Origin of the sequence: Pseudomonas sp. GD04019 (assembly GCF_029837695.1) — a bacterium.
In the GTDB taxonomy this organism is placed as follows: Bacteria; Pseudomonadota; Gammaproteobacteria; order Pseudomonadales; family Pseudomonadaceae; genus Aquipseudomonas.
The window spans coordinates 121,362-137,105 of sequence record NZ_JAOEEA010000003.1 but is presented as its reverse complement, the minus strand read 5'-3'; the positions used below and the strand labels follow the sequence as shown (position 1 = coordinate 137,105).

Genomic DNA, 15,744 nt, shown 5'->3' with positions numbered 1-15,744 from the left:
TATGTCTTATTGAGCGCGCCGTTGATGGAGGGGGTATTGATCTCGATCAATAGCGAGCTATCCATATTTTCTGATGCTGTCCTTGTACAACTACTAATCGGTTTAGAGAGGGCGGTGGATATGCCGAGAGCTTCTAGATAGACGCATTCAGGCCGTTTCGGCTGAGCGTTTAATCAAGTTAGACGAGGTTTTACAAGCTGCAAGTTTCAGTAATGAGAAGGTTTGGTTTGATAGCAAAACGCTGCCGTGGATCTTTCTAATATGAAGTTAATTTTATATTTCGAAAGTTTATATATGAGTTGTTAGCGTATTAAAGGAGGCGAGTATGTTTCGCCCTGGACATGTTGAAGTGGTGCAATTGCCTACGGCCTTGACGCCTGGCTATCACCTGAGCCTGGACTATCGGGTCTGCCGCGACGAGGCGGGCTGCCATGTGGACTTCGAGCTGGACGGCGATGTGGCCGGGCGGCCGGTACATGACGGCTTCAGCTTGCGCCGCGATGTCGCCTACAACTTCCTGCAGAGCGCAGGCCGTTGTCTGCGCAGGCGCGGGATCACGCCGGCGCATCCGGCGTTGTTCGCCTTCCACGAGGATTACGACCGGGTGTTCGCCGATCTGCGTTGCCAGCTACGTGCCGACCCAGGGGAGCCGGTGGATCTGGAGCGCTTTCTGCTGGATCGCGGCGAGGCGCGGCTGCACTAGTCTTCGTCGCCTTCCGGGGCCAGGCCGTGCTTGCGCAGTTTGTCGTGCAGGGTCTTGCGCGGCAGGCCGAGGGCCTCGGACAGGCTGCGCAGCGAGCCGTGCCCCTTGGCCATCTCGGCGGCGATCAGCGCGCGCTCGTAAGCCTCGACCCGCTCGCCGAGGCTCTGCGCGCCGGCATCCGCCAGGGCCGCGCCGCCGGGTAGATCCAGGCCGATATCCAGGCCCATGGCGAAACGCTCGGCGGCGTTCTGCAGTTCACGCACATTGCCCGGCCAGGCGTGGCTGAGCAGCTGGGCGCGCTGCCCGGCCTGCAGCTCGCGGATCGGCAGGCCATGCCGCTGGGCCGCGGTTTCGGCGTGGTGCTGGAACAGCAGCAGGATATCCGCGCCGCGTTCGCGCAGCGGTGGGATGCGCAGCGGCGCCACGTTCAGCCGGTAATACAGGTCGGCGCGGAAGCGGCCCTGGTCGGCGGCCACGCGCAGGTCTTCCTTGGTCGCAGCGATCACCCGGATATCCAGCGGGATCAGCTGGTTGCCGCCGAGGCGTTCGACCACTCGTTCCTGCAGCAGGCGCAGCAGCTTGACCTGTACGTCCGGGCTCATGCTCTCGATCTCGTCGAGAAACAGGGTGCCGCCGTTGGCGAACTCGAACTTGCCGATGCGCCGTTTCTGCGCGCCGGTGAAGGCCCCCGGCTCATGGCCGAACAGTTCGCTCTCCACCACCGATTCGGCCAGGGCGCCGGCGTTGATCGCCACGAACGGGCCCTTTTTGCGCGCGGAGAGGTCGTGCAGGGCGCGGGCCACCACCTCCTTGCCGGCGCCGGTCTCACCGAGGATCAGCACGTCGGTGTTGATCGCCGCCAGGGCGCCGACCTGCTCGCGCAGGCGCAGCATCGGCGCGGACTGACCGATCAAACGGGCGCTCAGCTCGTTGCGGTCGGCCAGGGCCAGACGCAGGCTGCGGTTCTCCAGCACCAGGCGGCGCAACTCCAGAGCGCGGCGCACGCCATCGAGCAGGGCCTCGCTGGCAAAGGGTTTTTCCAGGAAGTCGTAGGCGCCGGCGCGCATGGCCTGCACCGCCAGCGGCACGTCGCCATGGCCGGTGATCAGCACCACCGGCAGGTGCGGGTCCTGTTCATGCAGCTGGCGCAGCAGTTCCAGGCCATCGATGCCGGGCATGCGGATATCGCTGACTACTACTCCGGGCCAATCCACAGCAATGCGTCCGGCCACGCCACGGGCATCGGCCAGGGTCTCGACGCGCAGGCCGGCCAGGTCGAGGGTCTGCGCCAGGGCCTGGCGTAAATGCTCGTCGTCGTCGATCAGCAGGACCTGGGTGCGGGCGTCGATGGCACTCATGAAAACTCCTCGGGCGCTTGCAGGTTGGCGCCGGGGGCGGCGTTGCGCAGCTGCAGGGTAACCAGCGCGCCACCGTCCGGGTGATTGGCCAGCAGCAGCTCGCCGCCCAGAGCGTGCATCAGCGTCTCGCAGATGGCCAGGCCGAGGCCCAGACCCTGGGTACTGGTCTTGGTAGTGAAGAAGGGCTCGCGGGCATGGGCCAGAGCCTGTTCGCTGAAGCCCGGGCCATTGTCGCGTAGCAGCAGGTTGACGCCGGCGTCGGTAACTTCGGCACTCAGCCACAGCCGCCGCGGTGGCGCCTTCTCGCCGAGCGCGTCGAGGGCATTGGCCAGCAGATTGCCGAGCACCTGGCGCAGGCGTGTTTCGCCGGCCTGCACCCACAGGGTGGCGGCGGGCAGGTCGCGGATCAGTTCCACATCCAGCGCGCGGCGGCGCTTGGCCAGCAGCGCCAGGGCATCGTCCAGCGCTGGCTGCAGGGCCACGCTCTCCGGCGCATGCTGGTCGCGTCGGGCGAAGGCACGCAGGTGGGCGATGATCGAGGCCATGCGCCCGGTCAGTTCGCTGATCTGCTTGAGGTTGCTGCGGGCATCGTCGGTGCGCTGGTGGTCGAGCAACACGCCAGCGTTGTCGGCATAGCTGCGGATCGCCGCCAGTGGCTGGTTGAGTTCATGGCTGATGCTGGCGCTCATGGTGCCCAGCGCCGTCAGCTTGCCGGCCTGGACCAACTCGTCCTGGGTACGCAGCAGCTCCTGCTGGGCGTGCTCGCGTTCCAGCACCTCGTCCTTGAGGCGATTGTTCAGCGTCTCCAGGTCGCGGGTGCGCTCCAGCACACGCATCTCCAGCTCGCGTTTGGCACGGGCATCCAGGGCGATGCGCTCGATGTAGTGACGCCGGCGCTGCAGCAGCAGGCCCAGCGTCAACAGGCCCGCCAGCAAGGCGGCGCCACCCACGGCCAGGGTGATGCGTACCTGGCGATCGATCAGTTGGCGCGGCGCGAGGATGCTGGCGGTCAGCCCGGTCTCCTGCAGCTCGCGGCTCTGCACCAGCCAGGCGCTGTCGTCCAGCTGCAGTGGCGTGGGCGCCTGGGTCGGATAGGGCTGGTTGGCGGCGATGGCGGCGCGCTCGGCATTGTCCAGCTCGCGGGTGGCGCGGAAGCGCCAGTCGCCGCGCGAGGAGATGATCACCACGCCATTGCTGTCGGTGACCATCAGCTGCTCCGGGGTATTGCCCCACAGGGTTTCGGCATCGTCGAGGTCGACCTTGACCACCAGAATCCCGATCACCTGCTGGCCGTCGCGCACCGGGCTGGAGAAGAAGTAGCCGCGCTTGCGCGAGGTGGTGCCGAGGCCGAAGAAGCGTCCCTGCTTGCCGGCCAGGGCCTCGCGGAAGTAAGGACGGTAGGTGAAGTCGCGGCCGACGAAACTGTCCTGCTGGTCCCAGTTGGAGGAGGTCAGGGTAATGCCTTGCGGGCTCATCAGGTAGATCACGTCGGCGCCGGTTTCCTCGCGCACCTGGGTCAGTAGGCGGTTGGCACGATCCTGCAGCGTTTTGTCCGCTGGAGTGGCGAGCAGCGAGCGCAGTGGCGGCAGGTCGGCGAGGATATTCGGCAGCACTTCGTAGCGACGCAGGGTGCCGAATAGGTTGGCCACGTACAGATCGAGGGTCTGGCGGTTCTGCTCGAGCAGCTCGCCGCGGTAATAGCGCTCAGCGAAGAACTGCAACGGCCACAGCAGCGGTGCCAGCAGCACGGCCAACAGGGCCAGGCTGCGCCAGCGTGGGCGGTGTGGAGTGAGGGCTGCGGTCATGCGATCTGCGCCTGGGAAGTCGGCGTCCAGTATGCCAGCCACCTGCCGCAGAAACGACGAAGGCCCGCATCACTGCGGGCCTTCAAGTGTCGTGGTGCCGGCACCAGGAATCGAACCCGGGACCTACTGATTACAAGAAAGGTGCTTTCTTCAATAAAATCAGCCACATGGGATTATTGTTGTTACGTAAGGGGCTCACTAATTGCCAGGCTCCATGCCAAGGCTGTTGAGCTTGTTACGTAGGCAATGGCAGTTAGTTGTGACTTCGCAGGCCCCGCTCGTCACGGATTTTGAGGCGTGTATGCAAGCGCTATTTGCATCTCAAAGCTGGATGAATGGCGATGTAGGCTCAGATGAGCTGACTGGCAGGGGTAGGAATAGATGGCGGCAAAGATGCTGGGGGAGTCCCGACTCCCTCCAGGTTTACTTCTTCGTGGCAGATCCGAAGACAAAGCCCAAGGCTGACGTGGTAAGGCCATAGAGCCATTTTCGGGCTTCGTTGAGTTCTGGAGATTCTGTCAGGAAAAAACTGCCGACAACGAGCAGGGCAGATACACCAATCACGAATCCGGCGATATTGGTGGGCGCTGCACGATCAGTAGCTCCCCAGAACTTTCCCAGCCACCCTAGGTTCTGCTGATTGTGTTGCAGTCGGAAATGTTCTTTGCCTGCTGCAAAGAACGCGTCCTCATCATTGCCTGATCCGTTGAGTATCGGCGATCCGGCCTCGGCAGAAGGATCAATTGGGAGAGTCCCGATGCTCTGGTTGGGCTCCGTCACGCCTGTACCGCCGTTTGGCCGCTCTGCGCTTTTTTGACTGCACTTTTAAAATGGTCGGCGATGGTTGCAAATGGGATGTCTACCCCACGCATTCCTTTGGCTGCTGACCACGTAACATCCCATGGTGTGCCAGTAGCATGGGTCATCTCCGACAGCCGAACCCCAGAGTATTTGCCATAGCTGTTGTACACATTCTGCAAGAATGTACGGATGTCAGGATCTGCAGGTACAGCAGCTTCACGAACGCCTAGAGCATCGTATTCGAATGCTTTACCAGTGATGTTGCCAGCGCCAAAGCGCTTAAATTCGTGGTAGAGCGAGGGGATCACAGGACCATACTGCCAAGCCTCAACGGCTTCGTTAATCAGTGGCCGCTCTGTATAGCCGGCGTACCAGCCATGGGCGTAATAAACGAGCTTCTGCAGCTTCATCGGGCTAATAGACTCACCCCTGGCTGCTGCCAGTTCAATAAAGTAATTAGCAATAGATTTCGCGTTGAACACGTTCGCTCCCCTTCCGCGACCCTGGCGCTCTATAGCAAGAGCGCTAGCCCCTTGACCCCGATGAGAACGGCCTTGGGGGCTAGTATGGCACACCGGATGCGGTTTCTATCATAAACAAGGATGGGCTAAAAGCAAGAAATACTGTACATGCAAACAGTATATTATTCTGGCTTTTCTACCCTTGTTAGCCGCCTTGTTACGTAATTTACAAATAAAAAAGGCCTGCATCGCTGCAAGCCTTTGATTTACATGGTGCCGGCACCAGGAATCGAACCCGGGACCTACTGATTACAAGTCAGTTGCTCTACCAGCTGAGCTATACCGGCGAAGGGGCCGCCATTATAGCCATTGCTTCGACCCTGTAAACCGGACCGCGCAATCTGTTTCTTTTGCCTGCGCGGTGAGCGCATTCGAGGCGCGGCGGGCGTGGTGCAACCGAAGCCGGATATCAGTAGCCATTTGTTTATGCACAAAGAGAAGCCGGGCCACTGGCGTGCTGCACGGATTTTGCGCAGTACGCCCGTGTTTTTCATAACGGCATGTTTTTTATAGATTTTTTGTTCGTGATCAAAAAATCTACAGACTTAGGCGAGGCAAGCCTGGCCGGCCTTGCAGCGAGTTCTGCAGAAACTGCGCACAGAGTTATCCACAGCTTCTGTGGATGACGCTCAGCTCCGTTCGGCGAGCAGCAGCAGGTTGCGTGGTGTCAGTTGATGGGCGCAGAAGGTGCCCAGGCGTACTCGGTAGCCCTGCTCCTGCAGATACAGGGCGCGATCCAGCAGCAGCCATATCTCCAGCGGGCGGCGGAACAGGCCGCGGACCAGTTCAAGATTGCGGACCTCGGCCAGTCGCTGCCAGCCGCCGGCCTCCAAAGCAGACCAGTCGATATCGCCGGATAGCTCGAGGCCCTTCATCTCGGCCAGGTCGCGGCAGTAGCTGGGCAGGTCCTTGCTCAGCCAACTGACCGGCAGCGATGGTGTAGGCAGATATCCGTCCACGCCGCGTTGCTGGCGCTGCAGCAGATCGAAGGCCAGGCGTCGGGCCATGGACTGATCGCGCTGGCGCCGCATGCGCTGGCCGGCGGTAACGGTTTCCGCCAGGGGCAGGCGTAGATCGTCCAGCGACAGCTGCAGTTGCGATTGCCGGGCGGGCTCGCATAGCGCCTGGTAATGCGGGGTGGCGATGCGGTTGTAGCAGCAGGGCGCCACGGCCAACTGGCTGCAGCCGGCGGCACTGGCCAGCTGCAATAGGCGCACGTGCAGGTCGCCGCAGGCGTGTAGGGCCACCGGGCTGTGTTCGGCGCTCAGGCGCTCGCCGGCGTTGTCGGCCAGCACGTCCTGCAGCAGGTGCTGGACGTCCATGTGTAGCCGCTGGCTGAGGTGCTGGCCGGCGGCTACCAGATGTTCGTCGTATTCCAGGCAGGTCAGCTGCTGGCCGCCCTGGGCCAGCAAGCGGCCCAGATAGCCCTTGCCGGAACACCAGTCCAGCCAGTGCGTCGGCGCGCGCTGGAACTGCAGGCGGCTGGCGAAGGCCTCGATCTGCTGCCATTTGCGCCCGGGTACGTCGACATCCAGTCGCGCCTGTTGTGCCCCCAGCTCATGGCCGGGCAGTTCTCCGATCTCGCTCAGCGCGGCGGCGCGACTGGCCAACTGAGGAAACGGCGCGGGAGCCTGCAGCCGCTCAGGGCAATTGTGTTCGGCCTCGGCCTGCTCCAGGCTGCGCCCACGCAACCAGGCGCCCAGCTCGGGATGCTCGGCCTCCCAGGGCAGGGTCAGGCAGGAGAAGGGCTTGGGGCGCCACAGGTGCTGGTGGGCGACGAGGAAGTCGTCCAGGGCCTGGAAACGTTCGTGCAGGGCGGTGCCGGTGAGGATCATGGGCGGCGATGACGGGCGGAGATGCCGTGCATTCTATCCCTCTCCCGTGCTCGGGAGAGGGCGAAGGGCTTAGCGACCCTGGCAGGCATCGACGCGCAGTTTGCGCTCCAGCAGCTTGAAGGCGCGCACCATCACGTAGGCGATGACCAGGTAGAAGATGCCGGCGGCGAAGAAGATCTCCACCGGCAGGTAGGTGCGGGCGATGATCGTGCGCGACATGCCGGTCAGCTCCAGCAGGGTCACGGTGCTGGCCAGGGCGCTGGCCTTGAGCATCAGGATCACTTCGTTGCTGTAGGCCGGCAGGCCGATACGCGCAGCGCGCGGCAGGATGATGTAGATCATCGCCTGGGCGCGCGACATGCCCAGCGCGCGGGCCGCCTCGATCTCGCCTGGTGGCACGGCCTGGATGGCGCCGCGCAGAATCTCGGCGATATAGGCGGCGGTGTGCATGGTCATGGTGATGACGGTGCACCAGTACGGATCACGCAGGTACGGCCATAGCGGGCCCTGGCGCACCACGTCGAACTGGGCCAGGCCGTAGTAGACCAGGAACAGCTGCACCAGCAGCGGCGTGCCGCGGAAGAAGAAGATGTAGCCGTAGGGCAGGGCGCGCACGTACCAGTGGCGCGAGGCGCGGGCGATGCCCATGGGCAGGGCGAGAATCAGCCCGGCGAGCACGGCGAAGGCCACCAGTTCAACGGTCAGCGCGGCACCTTCGAGCAGCCTGGGCAGGTATTTGACGATCACTTCCCAGTTCATCAGGCGCTCCGGATAAAGCCGCGGCTGGCGCGCTTCTCGAGGAAGTGCATGCCGATCATGGCGATGATGGTCAGGCCCAGGTAGATGAGGGCGGCGACCATATAGAAGGTGAAGGGCTCCTTGCTCGCGGTCACGGCGATCTGCGAGCGACGCATGATCTCCTCAAGACCGATCACCGAGACCAGCGCGGTGTCCTTCATCAGGATCATGAACAGGTTACCCAGGCCGGGCAGGGCGATGCGCCACATTTGCGGCAGGATCAGCTTCCACAGGATGCGGCCCTTGGACATGCCGAGAGCCATGCCGGCCTCGCGGTGGCCCTTGGGGATGGCCAGGATGGCGCCGCGGAACACTTCAGTGGCATAGGCGCCGAAGCACAGGCCGAGGGCGATGGTGCCGGCGGCGAAGGGGTTCAGTTCCAGGCTGCCGACGCCGAGGAGCTCACCAAGGGCGGCCAGGCCCTGAACGGTGCCGAAATAGATCAGCAGCACCCAGAGCAGCTCGGGCACGCCGCGAACGATGGTCGAATAGGTACCGCCAAGTCCCTGCAGGAACTTGTTCGGGGAAGTTTTGGCCAGGGCGCCGAGCAGCCCGAGCACCAGGCCGAGGGCCAGGGCGGACAAGGCCAGCTGGATGGTCACCAGCGTGCCGGCGGCGAGGGCGGGGCCGAAGCCGTGCAGGTCGAAGGTCATGGGAGGCTACTGCAGAATGACGGCCGCCCCCCGAGGGCGGCGGCGGTCGGAGGCATCAGTAGATGCTGAACGGGAAGTACTTGTCGTTGATCTGCTTGTAGGTGCCGTCTTCGACGATGGCCTTCAGCGCGGTGTTCAGCTTCTCGCGCAGCGGGTCGCCCTTGCGCACGGCGATGGCGATCTTGTCGTTGTCGAACACCGGCTCGCCCTTGAATTCGAAGTCCTTGCCGGCGTCGCTCTTCAGCCATTCCCAGTTGACGAACTTGTCGGCCAGCACGCCGTCGAGGCGGCCCGAGGACAGGTCGAGGTAGGCGTTTTCCTGGGTGTCGTACAGCTTGATCTCGACGGTGTCGGCCAGGTTGTCTTCCAGCCAGGTACCGGCGATAGTGGCGCGCTGGGCACCGATGACCTTGCCTTTCAGGCTGGCCTTGTCGGCCTTCAGGTCGCTGCTTTTCGGGGCGATGAACTGCAGCTTGTTGGTGTAGTAGGGCTCGGTGAAATCGACGGCCTGCTTGCGCTCCTCGGTGATCGACATGGAGGCGGCGAGGAAGTCGAACTTCTTGGCGTTCAGGGCCGGGATGATGCCGTCCCAGTCGGAGGTGACCACTTCGCACTCGGCGCCCATCTTGGCGCACAGGGCCTGGGCGATTTCGACGTCGAAGCCGCCGACCTTGCCGCTGGCGTCGATCAGGTTGAAGGGTGGGTAGGCGCCTTCGGTGCCGATCTTCAGTTTGTCCGCGGCGACTGCCTGGGTGCCGAAGGCCAGGGTGGCGACGGCGGCCAGCAGGATCTTCTTATAGTTCTGCATGCGTGTTGCTCCGTTAGTGATTGCTGGACATGAATTGTTTACAGCGTGCCGATTGCGGGTTGGTGAAGACCTGCTCGGGCGACCCCTGTTCCTCCACCAGACCCTGGTGAAGGAATACCACTTCGCTGGACACCTGCCGGGCGAAATTCATCTCGTGGGTGACCAGCAGCATGGTGCGGCCTTCATCGGCGAGCGCGCGGATCACGTTAAGCACTTCCTGTACCATTTCCGGGTCGAGGGCCGAAGTCGGCTCGTCGAACAGGATCACCTTGGGCTGCATGGCCAGGGTGCGGGCGATGGCGGCGCGCTGTTGCTGGCCGCCGGAGAGCTGATTCGGGTAGGCGTGGCGCTTGTCGGCGATGCCGACCTTGGCCAGCAGCGCCTCGGCCACTTCGGTGGCCTCGGCACGGCTCTGGCCGAGCACGCGACGAGGAGCCTCGATGATGTTGTCGAGGATGGTCATGTGCGGCCACAGATTGAAATTCTGGAACACGAAGCCGATCTCGCTGCGCAGGCGATTGATCTGCTTGTTGTCGGCGGCGATCAGGTCGCCGTTCTTCGCGGCCTTCAGCTTGAGCTCTTCGCCAGCCACCAGGATCTGGCCCTGGTGCGGGTTCTCCAGCAGGTTGATGCAGCGCAGGAAGGTCGACTTGCCGGACCCGGAGGAGCCGAGGATGGAGATCACGTCGCCGTCGCGGGCGGTCAGCGAAATGCCCTTGAGCACTTCGAGTTCGCCGTAGCGTTTGTGCAGGTTGCGGATTTCCAGCGCGGGCGATGCCTCGGCCATGGGGTGTCCTCTTGTTATGCGGATGCGCTCCGGCTGCTGGCCGCCTTCCTAGCGTGCGGCTGAACCTAGCATAGCGTCGACGGAGCGCCAAGCCGGGTTCCGGCCCCACCAACCGTGGTCGTGGCGCGGTGTCGCATCGTGACAGTTGTGTGTCGCCCAAACAAAAGCCCGAGACAGGGTCGGGCTTCGAATGCCGGCCACGCAGGGCGCCGGCCGGCGGCGCGCAGTGTACTGGAGCGCCCTGGCCAGGTGAAGGGCGCGCCGCGCTGGCGAATGGCCAGGGTGGGGAGCTTCTTGCTAGAGTCTGCGCAGCTCCCCAGGGGATCGGGTCGAGCTCGACCCATCTTCAGGGAGTTCCTCATGTCGCAGGCGCCGCAGTCATCCAGGGCCTTTCGGGCCAGCTTGTGGCTGGTCTGCGCCCTGATTCTGCTGCTGGTACCGCTGCTGCACCTGTGGACGCCCGTGCAGCGCTGGAGCAACGCCCACGGCGATTGGCTGATTCGCCAGCGTGCCGCGCAACAGATACCCGACCCGCGCATCGTCGTGGTCGATATCGACGACACCAGCCTGCAGGCGCTGGTCGGCGAGGCCGGCAAATGGCCCTGGCCGCGCTCGGTGCACGCCGAGCTACTGGAGCACCTGCTGGCGCAGAAGGCCGATGCGGTGGTGTTCGACGTGCTGTTCAGCGAGGCCGACCGTTTCCACCCCGACGCCGATGCCTACTTCGGCGAAGTGCTGGCCCAGACCGAGCGCGTATACCTGGCTGCCCTGCAGCAGCAGGCCAGCGATCCGGCCAGGGCGCCGTTGCTGGCCGACTACCCCGCGCGCACCGGCCTGCTGCCGGGCAGCGACCCACAGCAGCGCGGCGTGCTGCTGCTGCCGCGGGCCATCGATCCCGCGCACTGGAAGACCGGCACCATCAACTTCACCCAGGATGCCGACGGCGTCGGCCGCCGTTATGACATCTATAGGCGCTTCGGCGACTGGCGCATGCCGTCGCTGCCGGCGCGGGTAGCGCAGGATCGTGGCGTGACGCTGCCGGCCGCCGACAGCTTCCTGCTCGACTGGCGCAGCGACGCGCGCGTGCCCTATCCGCGCATTCCTTTCGCCGAGGCCCTGGCCCAGGCCCGTGGCGAGGCCGGCCGGCTGCCGGCCGACTACTTCGCCGGCAAGATCGTGGTGATCGGCACCACCGCCGCCGGGCTCTACGACCTGCGCCGTACCCCGCTGGACGATCTCTATCCGGCGGTGTTCATCCTCGCCACCGGCATCGACAACCTGCTCAACGGCCAGCAACTGAAAGCGGCGCCGGCCTGGTCCATGGCACTGCTGGGCATCGCCCTGCTGCTCGGCCTGCAGCTTCTGCTGCTGCGCGAGCGCCTGCTGCCCGCCAGCCTGCTGACCCTGGGCGTCAGCCTGGCGCTGCTGCTCGGCTCCTATCTATTGGTGCTGCAGGGCGTGTTGCTCAATGTGCTGCCCAGCCTGCTGGCGCTGTGGCTGCTGCTGGCGCTGGCCCTGGCGGTGTTCTACCGCCGCCGACGCCAGCAGCTTTCCAACACCATCAGCCTGTTCAGCCGTTTCCTCGACCCGCAGGTGGTGGCCCAGTTGGTGGCGCGCGAGGACCCGCAGGCGCTGCTGAGCAGTCGCGAGTGCCAGCTCACCGTGCTGTTCTCGGATATCCGCAACTTCACGACCATGTCCGAGCGCCACAGCCCCCAGGAGATCATGCAGATCCTGGAGAACTACTTCGGCGGCCAGGTGGATGTGCTGTTCAAGCACCGTGCGACCCTCGACAAGTTCATCGGCGACGCCATCATGGCCTTCTGGGGCGCGCCGCAGGACAACCCCAACCAGGCGGTGGACGCGGTCAACGCGGCGCTGGAAATGATCGACAACGTCGAGCGCTACCAGCGCGACTTCGACCACCCGGACTTCGACATCGGCATCGGCCTGCACACCGGACCGGCGGTGGTCGGCATGGTCGGGACCAGCAAGCGCTATGACTACACTGCCATTGGCGACACGGTGAATCTGTCCAGCCGCATCGAGGGGCTGACCAAGGGCCGTGCGCGCCTGCTGGTATCGGCGGCCACCATGCAGGCCTGCGGTGATGCCTTCGATTTCATTCCCCATGGCGATTTCCAGGTGAAAGGCCGTGTCGAGCCGGTGACCCTCTTCGAACCCAGGAGAAAGACGTTATGAGAAGTACCCTTACCGCTGCCCTGCTGATTCTGGCGGGCTGGCTGGGCAGCGCGGTGGCGCTGGCCGAAGTGCGCAGCGGCATCACCGTCGAGGCCACCGCGTTGCGCGATGGCGGCGCGGCCAGTGCCGCCGTGCTGCAACAGCTGCCGGCGCAGACCCGGGTGAGCATCCTCAAGCGCCAGGGTGGCTGGTATCAGGTACAGACCGGCTCCGGCCAGCAAGGCTGGGTGGCGCTGCTGGCGGTGCGTTTCGACAAGTCCGCCGGCGCCAAGGGCGGCAATATCGGCTCGCTGCTGGAAGGCAGCACCGCGGTGGAGCCGGCCAGCGGCGTGGCTACTGGCGTGCGCGGCATCAGCGACGACCAGGTCGGCGGTGGCGGCGGCTCTGGCAGTCTGTCCCTGCAGCAGCTCGACCGTTATGCGGTGACCCCCGGCAGCGCACGCGCCTTCGCCCAGCAGGGCGGCCTGCGTAGCCAATCCATCGCCTATCCCCAGTGAGCCGGAGCCGAGCCATGCACAAGATTGTTTGCCGTACCGCGCTGCTCGTTGCCATCTGCGCCGCGCTGCCCGCCTGCGAGAACCTGCAGGCCCTGGAAGGCGTGCAGATCCAGGGCGTCGACCTGTCGCCTCTGGCCAGCGCCGGGCGCAACCTCAGCGACATGGGCGAGAAGACCCAGGACGAGGAGCTGGTGATCGGTGCCAGCACCGCCGAGCTGCTGCTCAAGCAGGCTCCGCTGCTCGACAACGCCGGCGTGCAGTCGTACGTCAACCAGGTCGGCCGCTGGGTCGCCCTGAACAGCGAGCGTCCCGACCTGCCCTGGCGCTTCGGCGTGCTCGACAGCAGCGTGGTTGGTGCCTACGCCGCGCCTGGCGGCTACGTGTTCATCACCAGCGGCATGCTGGTGCAGATGAACAGCGAGGCCGAGCTGGCCGGTGTGCTGGCCCATGAGGTGGCGCACGTGGTGCAGAAGCACCATCTGGACGCGATCAAGCAGAAGGCCGGTGCCGGCCTGCTGGCCAATGTCTCGCGCTTCGCCCTGCAGGCCAGCCAGGCCAGTTCCAGTGCCCCGGCCAGCGCCGATCCGGCGTCCACCCAGAAGTTCGACCAGCTGGTGACCAACCTCTATACCCGCGGCCTGGATCGCGGCGACGAGTACGAGGCGGACGAGATGGGTGCGGTGATCGCCGCCCGCGCCGGCTACGACCCCTACGGCCTGGCCAATGTGCTGCAGGGCCTGGGCACCATGAAGCAGGACGACGCCACCCTGGTGACCTTCCTCAAGGTGCACCCGAACATCGGCGATCGCCTGAAGCAGCTGGAGCCTACCTACCTGTACCTGGACAAGGCCGCCGCCGGCGGCAGCCAGCAGACCCTGGAGCCGCGCTACCAGAAGGCGCTGTCAGCCAAGTGAGTATGAAGAAGGGCGGCCATGAGCCGCCCTTTTTTCAGTGCTGGTGCTTGTCGCAGGGCTCGTAGTCGCAGACGTGATGGGCATACACCGGCGCGCCACTCTGCGGCGCTGCGGGGGCAGCCAGGGCAGGTGTCTGCGCCGGGTCGAGGTAGCAGCGCGAGTCGATGAACACCTTGACCAGATCGCCGTCCAGCAGGCCGCTCTTCACCTCCGACTGCAGAATGTCGAGGGCATGCTCCACCGGTACCGCCGGTTTGTACGGGCGGTCCGAGGCGGTCAGCGCGTCGTAGATATCGCAGATGGTCATGATCCGCGAGCCGCAGGGAATCTGCTCGCCGGCCAGGCCCTTGGGATAGCCGCTGCCGTCGAGCTTCTCGTGGTGCGCCGCGGCGATTTCCGGAACGCCCTGCAGGGCCGGGGTCCAGGGGATCAGCTTGAGGAAGTCGCGGGTGTGCACCACGTGGCGCTCGATCTCCGCGCGCTCCTCCTGGGTCAGGCTGCCGCGACGGATGGCCAGGGCGCAGAACTCGCTCTCCGAGAGCAGGCCGATCAGGCTGTCGTCGTGGCTCTTCACCACATGGCCCTGGATTTCCTGCAGGTGATGGAAGTCGCCCTCGGTCAGCACGCTCGGCTCGTTGGCCTTGAGGATGTCGCGCAGGTACTGGTCCAGGCGCTCGCACTCCATGGCCAACTCGGTCTCCCACTGCAGGCGCAACTGCTCGTCCAGCGCGCCGTACTGCCGATAGGCCTGCAGCATGCGGCGCAGGGTCTGGTTCTGCAGGCTCTCCTTGGCCAGCGCCACCCGGTAGCGCAGGTTGTCGATCACTGGCTCCGGCAGCTTCTTGGCCTTGGTCAGCACATGCTCGCGCACACCGACCTTGCCGAAGTCATGCAGCAGTGCGGCGTAGCGCAGCTCACGCATGCTCTCGTCGCCCAGCGCCTGATTGCGCAAGTGCGCCAGCGGCGCCATGGGCAGCTGGCGGGCGAGGGCGATGCACAGATCGGCAACGCGGAACGAGTGGCCGGCGGACGTGGGGTCGCGCTGCTCGATGGCGAACACCGAGGCCTGCACGAAGCCGTCGAACAGCTGGCTGATGTCGTCCAGCAACTGGCGGTTCTCGATGGCCACCGCCGCCTGGCTGGCCAGGGCGCGCAGCGAGGCGGCCGTCAGTTCGCCGAAGGCGATCACCTCGCCCTGGGCATTCTGGCCGTTGATGAATTCCAGCACCCCGACCACCTCGCGACGGTGGTTGAGCATGGGGATCGCCAGCAGCGACATGGTGCGGTAGCCCACCTGCATGTCGAACGAGCGGTTGAAGCGGTAGGGCGCGTCGCTGGGAATGGCGTAGGCGTCGGCGATATTCAGCTCGGTGCTGGTCAGGGCCACGTAGCCGGCGATCGAGGCCTTGGTCAGCGGCATGCGCTGTTCCTGGAAACGCGTCGGCATCGAGCTGTTCTGGGTGAGCTTGAACAGCAGCTGCGGCTGATCGCCCTTGTTGTCCACCAGGAACAGCGAGGCGGCGTCGCTGTTGGACAGGCGCCGGCCTTCGGTGAGGATCTTGCTCAGCAGGCGCTCCAGATCCTTCTCGGCGGACAGGGCGAGGCCGACATCGACCAGTTTCTGCAGGTCGCCGTCCTTGTTCTGCAGGGCGGCGGCCAGTTGGTCGGTCTTCTGCTTGAGGCGGAATTGTTCGGCGGCGAAGCCGAGCAGGGCGACCAGCTCGTCCTCGCTGGCGGCGGACGGCAGCGGCAGCACACCAGTCGGTGCATCGCAGGCCACCAGGCTGGCGCCGCAGGCCTGCCAGGCGCTCAAGTCGTCGGCCCGCAACAGGCTGGCATCCAGCAGCAGTACTTCCAGGCTGCCGGTCTGCAGCTCGTCGGCTCGCGCCACGCCTCGCAGCGCTACGCCGGCGCGGCTGAGGCGAGCATGCAGGCTGGAATCGGCAAAGAGTGGGCTATGCCCCACCGTAAAACTGGCTGTCATCACTGATTACCCTCGGCGGCGCGCCGACTCGGACGGGAGTAACGCTCGTCTGAGTATTGCACCGGTGGCGAGGGGCTA

14 protein-coding genes and 1 tRNA gene are annotated in these 15,744 nt (G+C 64.9%); 4 read left to right on the top strand and 11 right to left on the bottom strand.

Going from position 1 to position 15,744, the window contains the following annotated elements; all coding sequences use genetic code 11:
• Positions 1–325 precede the first annotated feature (325 nt).
• Complete coding sequence (locus N7607_RS05785; RefSeq protein ID WP_279864814.1) at positions 326–703, top strand: DUF5064 family protein; 378 nt, start codon at positions 326–328, stop codon at positions 701–703.
• On the opposite strand, the gene N7607_RS05780 is transcribed toward N7607_RS05785, so the two are convergent.
• From N7607_RS05780 to N7607_RS05735, 10 genes are all read right to left on the bottom strand, one after another.
• Entirely contained in the window at positions 700–2,061 is a 1,362-nt protein-coding gene (locus N7607_RS05780; protein ID WP_279864815.1) for a sigma-54 dependent transcriptional regulator, read from the bottom strand. The genes N7607_RS05785 and N7607_RS05780 overlap by 4 nt on opposite strands.
• The gene (locus N7607_RS05775; protein WP_279864816.1) at positions 2,058–3,866 is read right to left on the bottom strand and encodes an ATP-binding protein; all 1,809 of its coding nucleotides are present in this window, start codon (positions 3,864–3,866) and stop codon (positions 2,058–2,060) included. The genes N7607_RS05780 and N7607_RS05775 overlap by 4 nt, the downstream gene beginning before the upstream one ends.
• A 423-nt stretch (positions 3,867–4,289) precedes the next feature.
• Entirely contained in the window at positions 4,290–4,646 is a 357-nt protein-coding gene (locus N7607_RS05770; RefSeq protein ID WP_279864817.1) for a hypothetical protein, read from the bottom strand.
• Complete coding sequence (locus tag N7607_RS05765) at positions 4,643–5,149, bottom strand: type II toxin-antitoxin system antitoxin SocA domain-containing protein (protein ID WP_279864818.1); 507 nt, start codon at positions 5,147–5,149, stop codon at positions 4,643–4,645. The genes N7607_RS05770 and N7607_RS05765 overlap by 4 nt, the downstream gene beginning before the upstream one ends.
• A 250-nt stretch (positions 5,150–5,399) precedes the next feature.
• A tRNA-Thr gene (locus tag N7607_RS05760) sits at positions 5,400–5,475 on the bottom strand.
• Positions 5,476–5,817: 342 nt separating this feature from the next.
• Entirely contained in the window at positions 5,818–7,023 is a 1,206-nt protein-coding gene (locus N7607_RS05755; protein ID WP_279864819.1) for a methyltransferase, read from the bottom strand.
• Between the two features lie 69 nt (positions 7,024–7,092).
• On the bottom strand, positions 7,093–7,782 hold the full coding sequence (locus tag N7607_RS05750; protein WP_279864820.1) for an ABC transporter permease: 690 nt from the start codon (positions 7,780–7,782) through the stop codon (positions 7,093–7,095).
• The gene (locus N7607_RS05745; protein ID WP_279864821.1) at positions 7,782–8,474 is read right to left on the bottom strand and encodes an ABC transporter permease; all 693 of its coding nucleotides are present in this window, start codon (positions 8,472–8,474) and stop codon (positions 7,782–7,784) included. Before N7607_RS05745 ends, N7607_RS05750 begins: the two co-directional genes overlap by 1 nt.
• A 55-nt stretch (positions 8,475–8,529) precedes the next feature.
• Positions 8,530–9,282: an ABC transporter substrate-binding protein gene (locus N7607_RS05740; RefSeq protein WP_192399950.1), complete on the bottom strand. Its 753-nt coding sequence runs from the start codon at positions 9,280–9,282 to the stop codon at positions 8,530–8,532.
• A gap of 13 nt (positions 9,283–9,295) precedes the next feature.
• Positions 9,296–10,069, bottom strand: a complete 774-nt coding sequence (locus tag N7607_RS05735) for an ABC transporter ATP-binding protein (RefSeq protein WP_279864824.1) — start codon at positions 10,067–10,069, stop codon at positions 9,296–9,298.
• Positions 10,070–10,429: 360 nt separating this feature from the next.
• Here N7607_RS05735 and N7607_RS05730 point away from each other — a divergent pair, with 360 nt between their 5' ends.
• From N7607_RS05730 to N7607_RS05720, 3 genes are read left to right on the top strand one after another with little or no spacing between them, the layout of a single operon-like run.
• Positions 10,430–12,271: an adenylate/guanylate cyclase domain-containing protein gene (locus tag N7607_RS05730; protein WP_279864825.1), complete on the top strand. Its 1,842-nt coding sequence runs from the start codon at positions 10,430–10,432 to the stop codon at positions 12,269–12,271.
• Positions 12,268–12,768 carry an SH3 domain-containing protein gene (locus N7607_RS05725; RefSeq protein ID WP_279864826.1) on the top strand — a complete coding sequence of 167 codons (501 nt, stop codon included), beginning with the start codon at positions 12,268–12,270 and terminating at the stop codon, positions 12,766–12,768. Before N7607_RS05730 ends, N7607_RS05725 begins: the two co-directional genes overlap by 4 nt.
• A 14-nt stretch (positions 12,769–12,782) precedes the next feature.
• Positions 12,783–13,682 carry a M48 family metalloprotease gene (locus N7607_RS05720; RefSeq protein ID WP_279864827.1) on the top strand — a complete coding sequence of 300 codons (900 nt, stop codon included), beginning with the start codon at positions 12,783–12,785 and terminating at the stop codon, positions 13,680–13,682.
• A 34-nt stretch (positions 13,683–13,716) separates the two neighbouring features.
• On the opposite strand, the gene N7607_RS05715 is transcribed toward N7607_RS05720, so the two are convergent.
• Positions 13,717–15,666, bottom strand: coding sequence for an HD family phosphohydrolase (locus tag N7607_RS05715; RefSeq protein ID WP_279864828.1), 1,950 nt, complete (start codon positions 15,664–15,666; stop codon positions 13,717–13,719).
• Between the last annotated feature and the right edge of the window lie 78 nt (positions 15,667–15,744).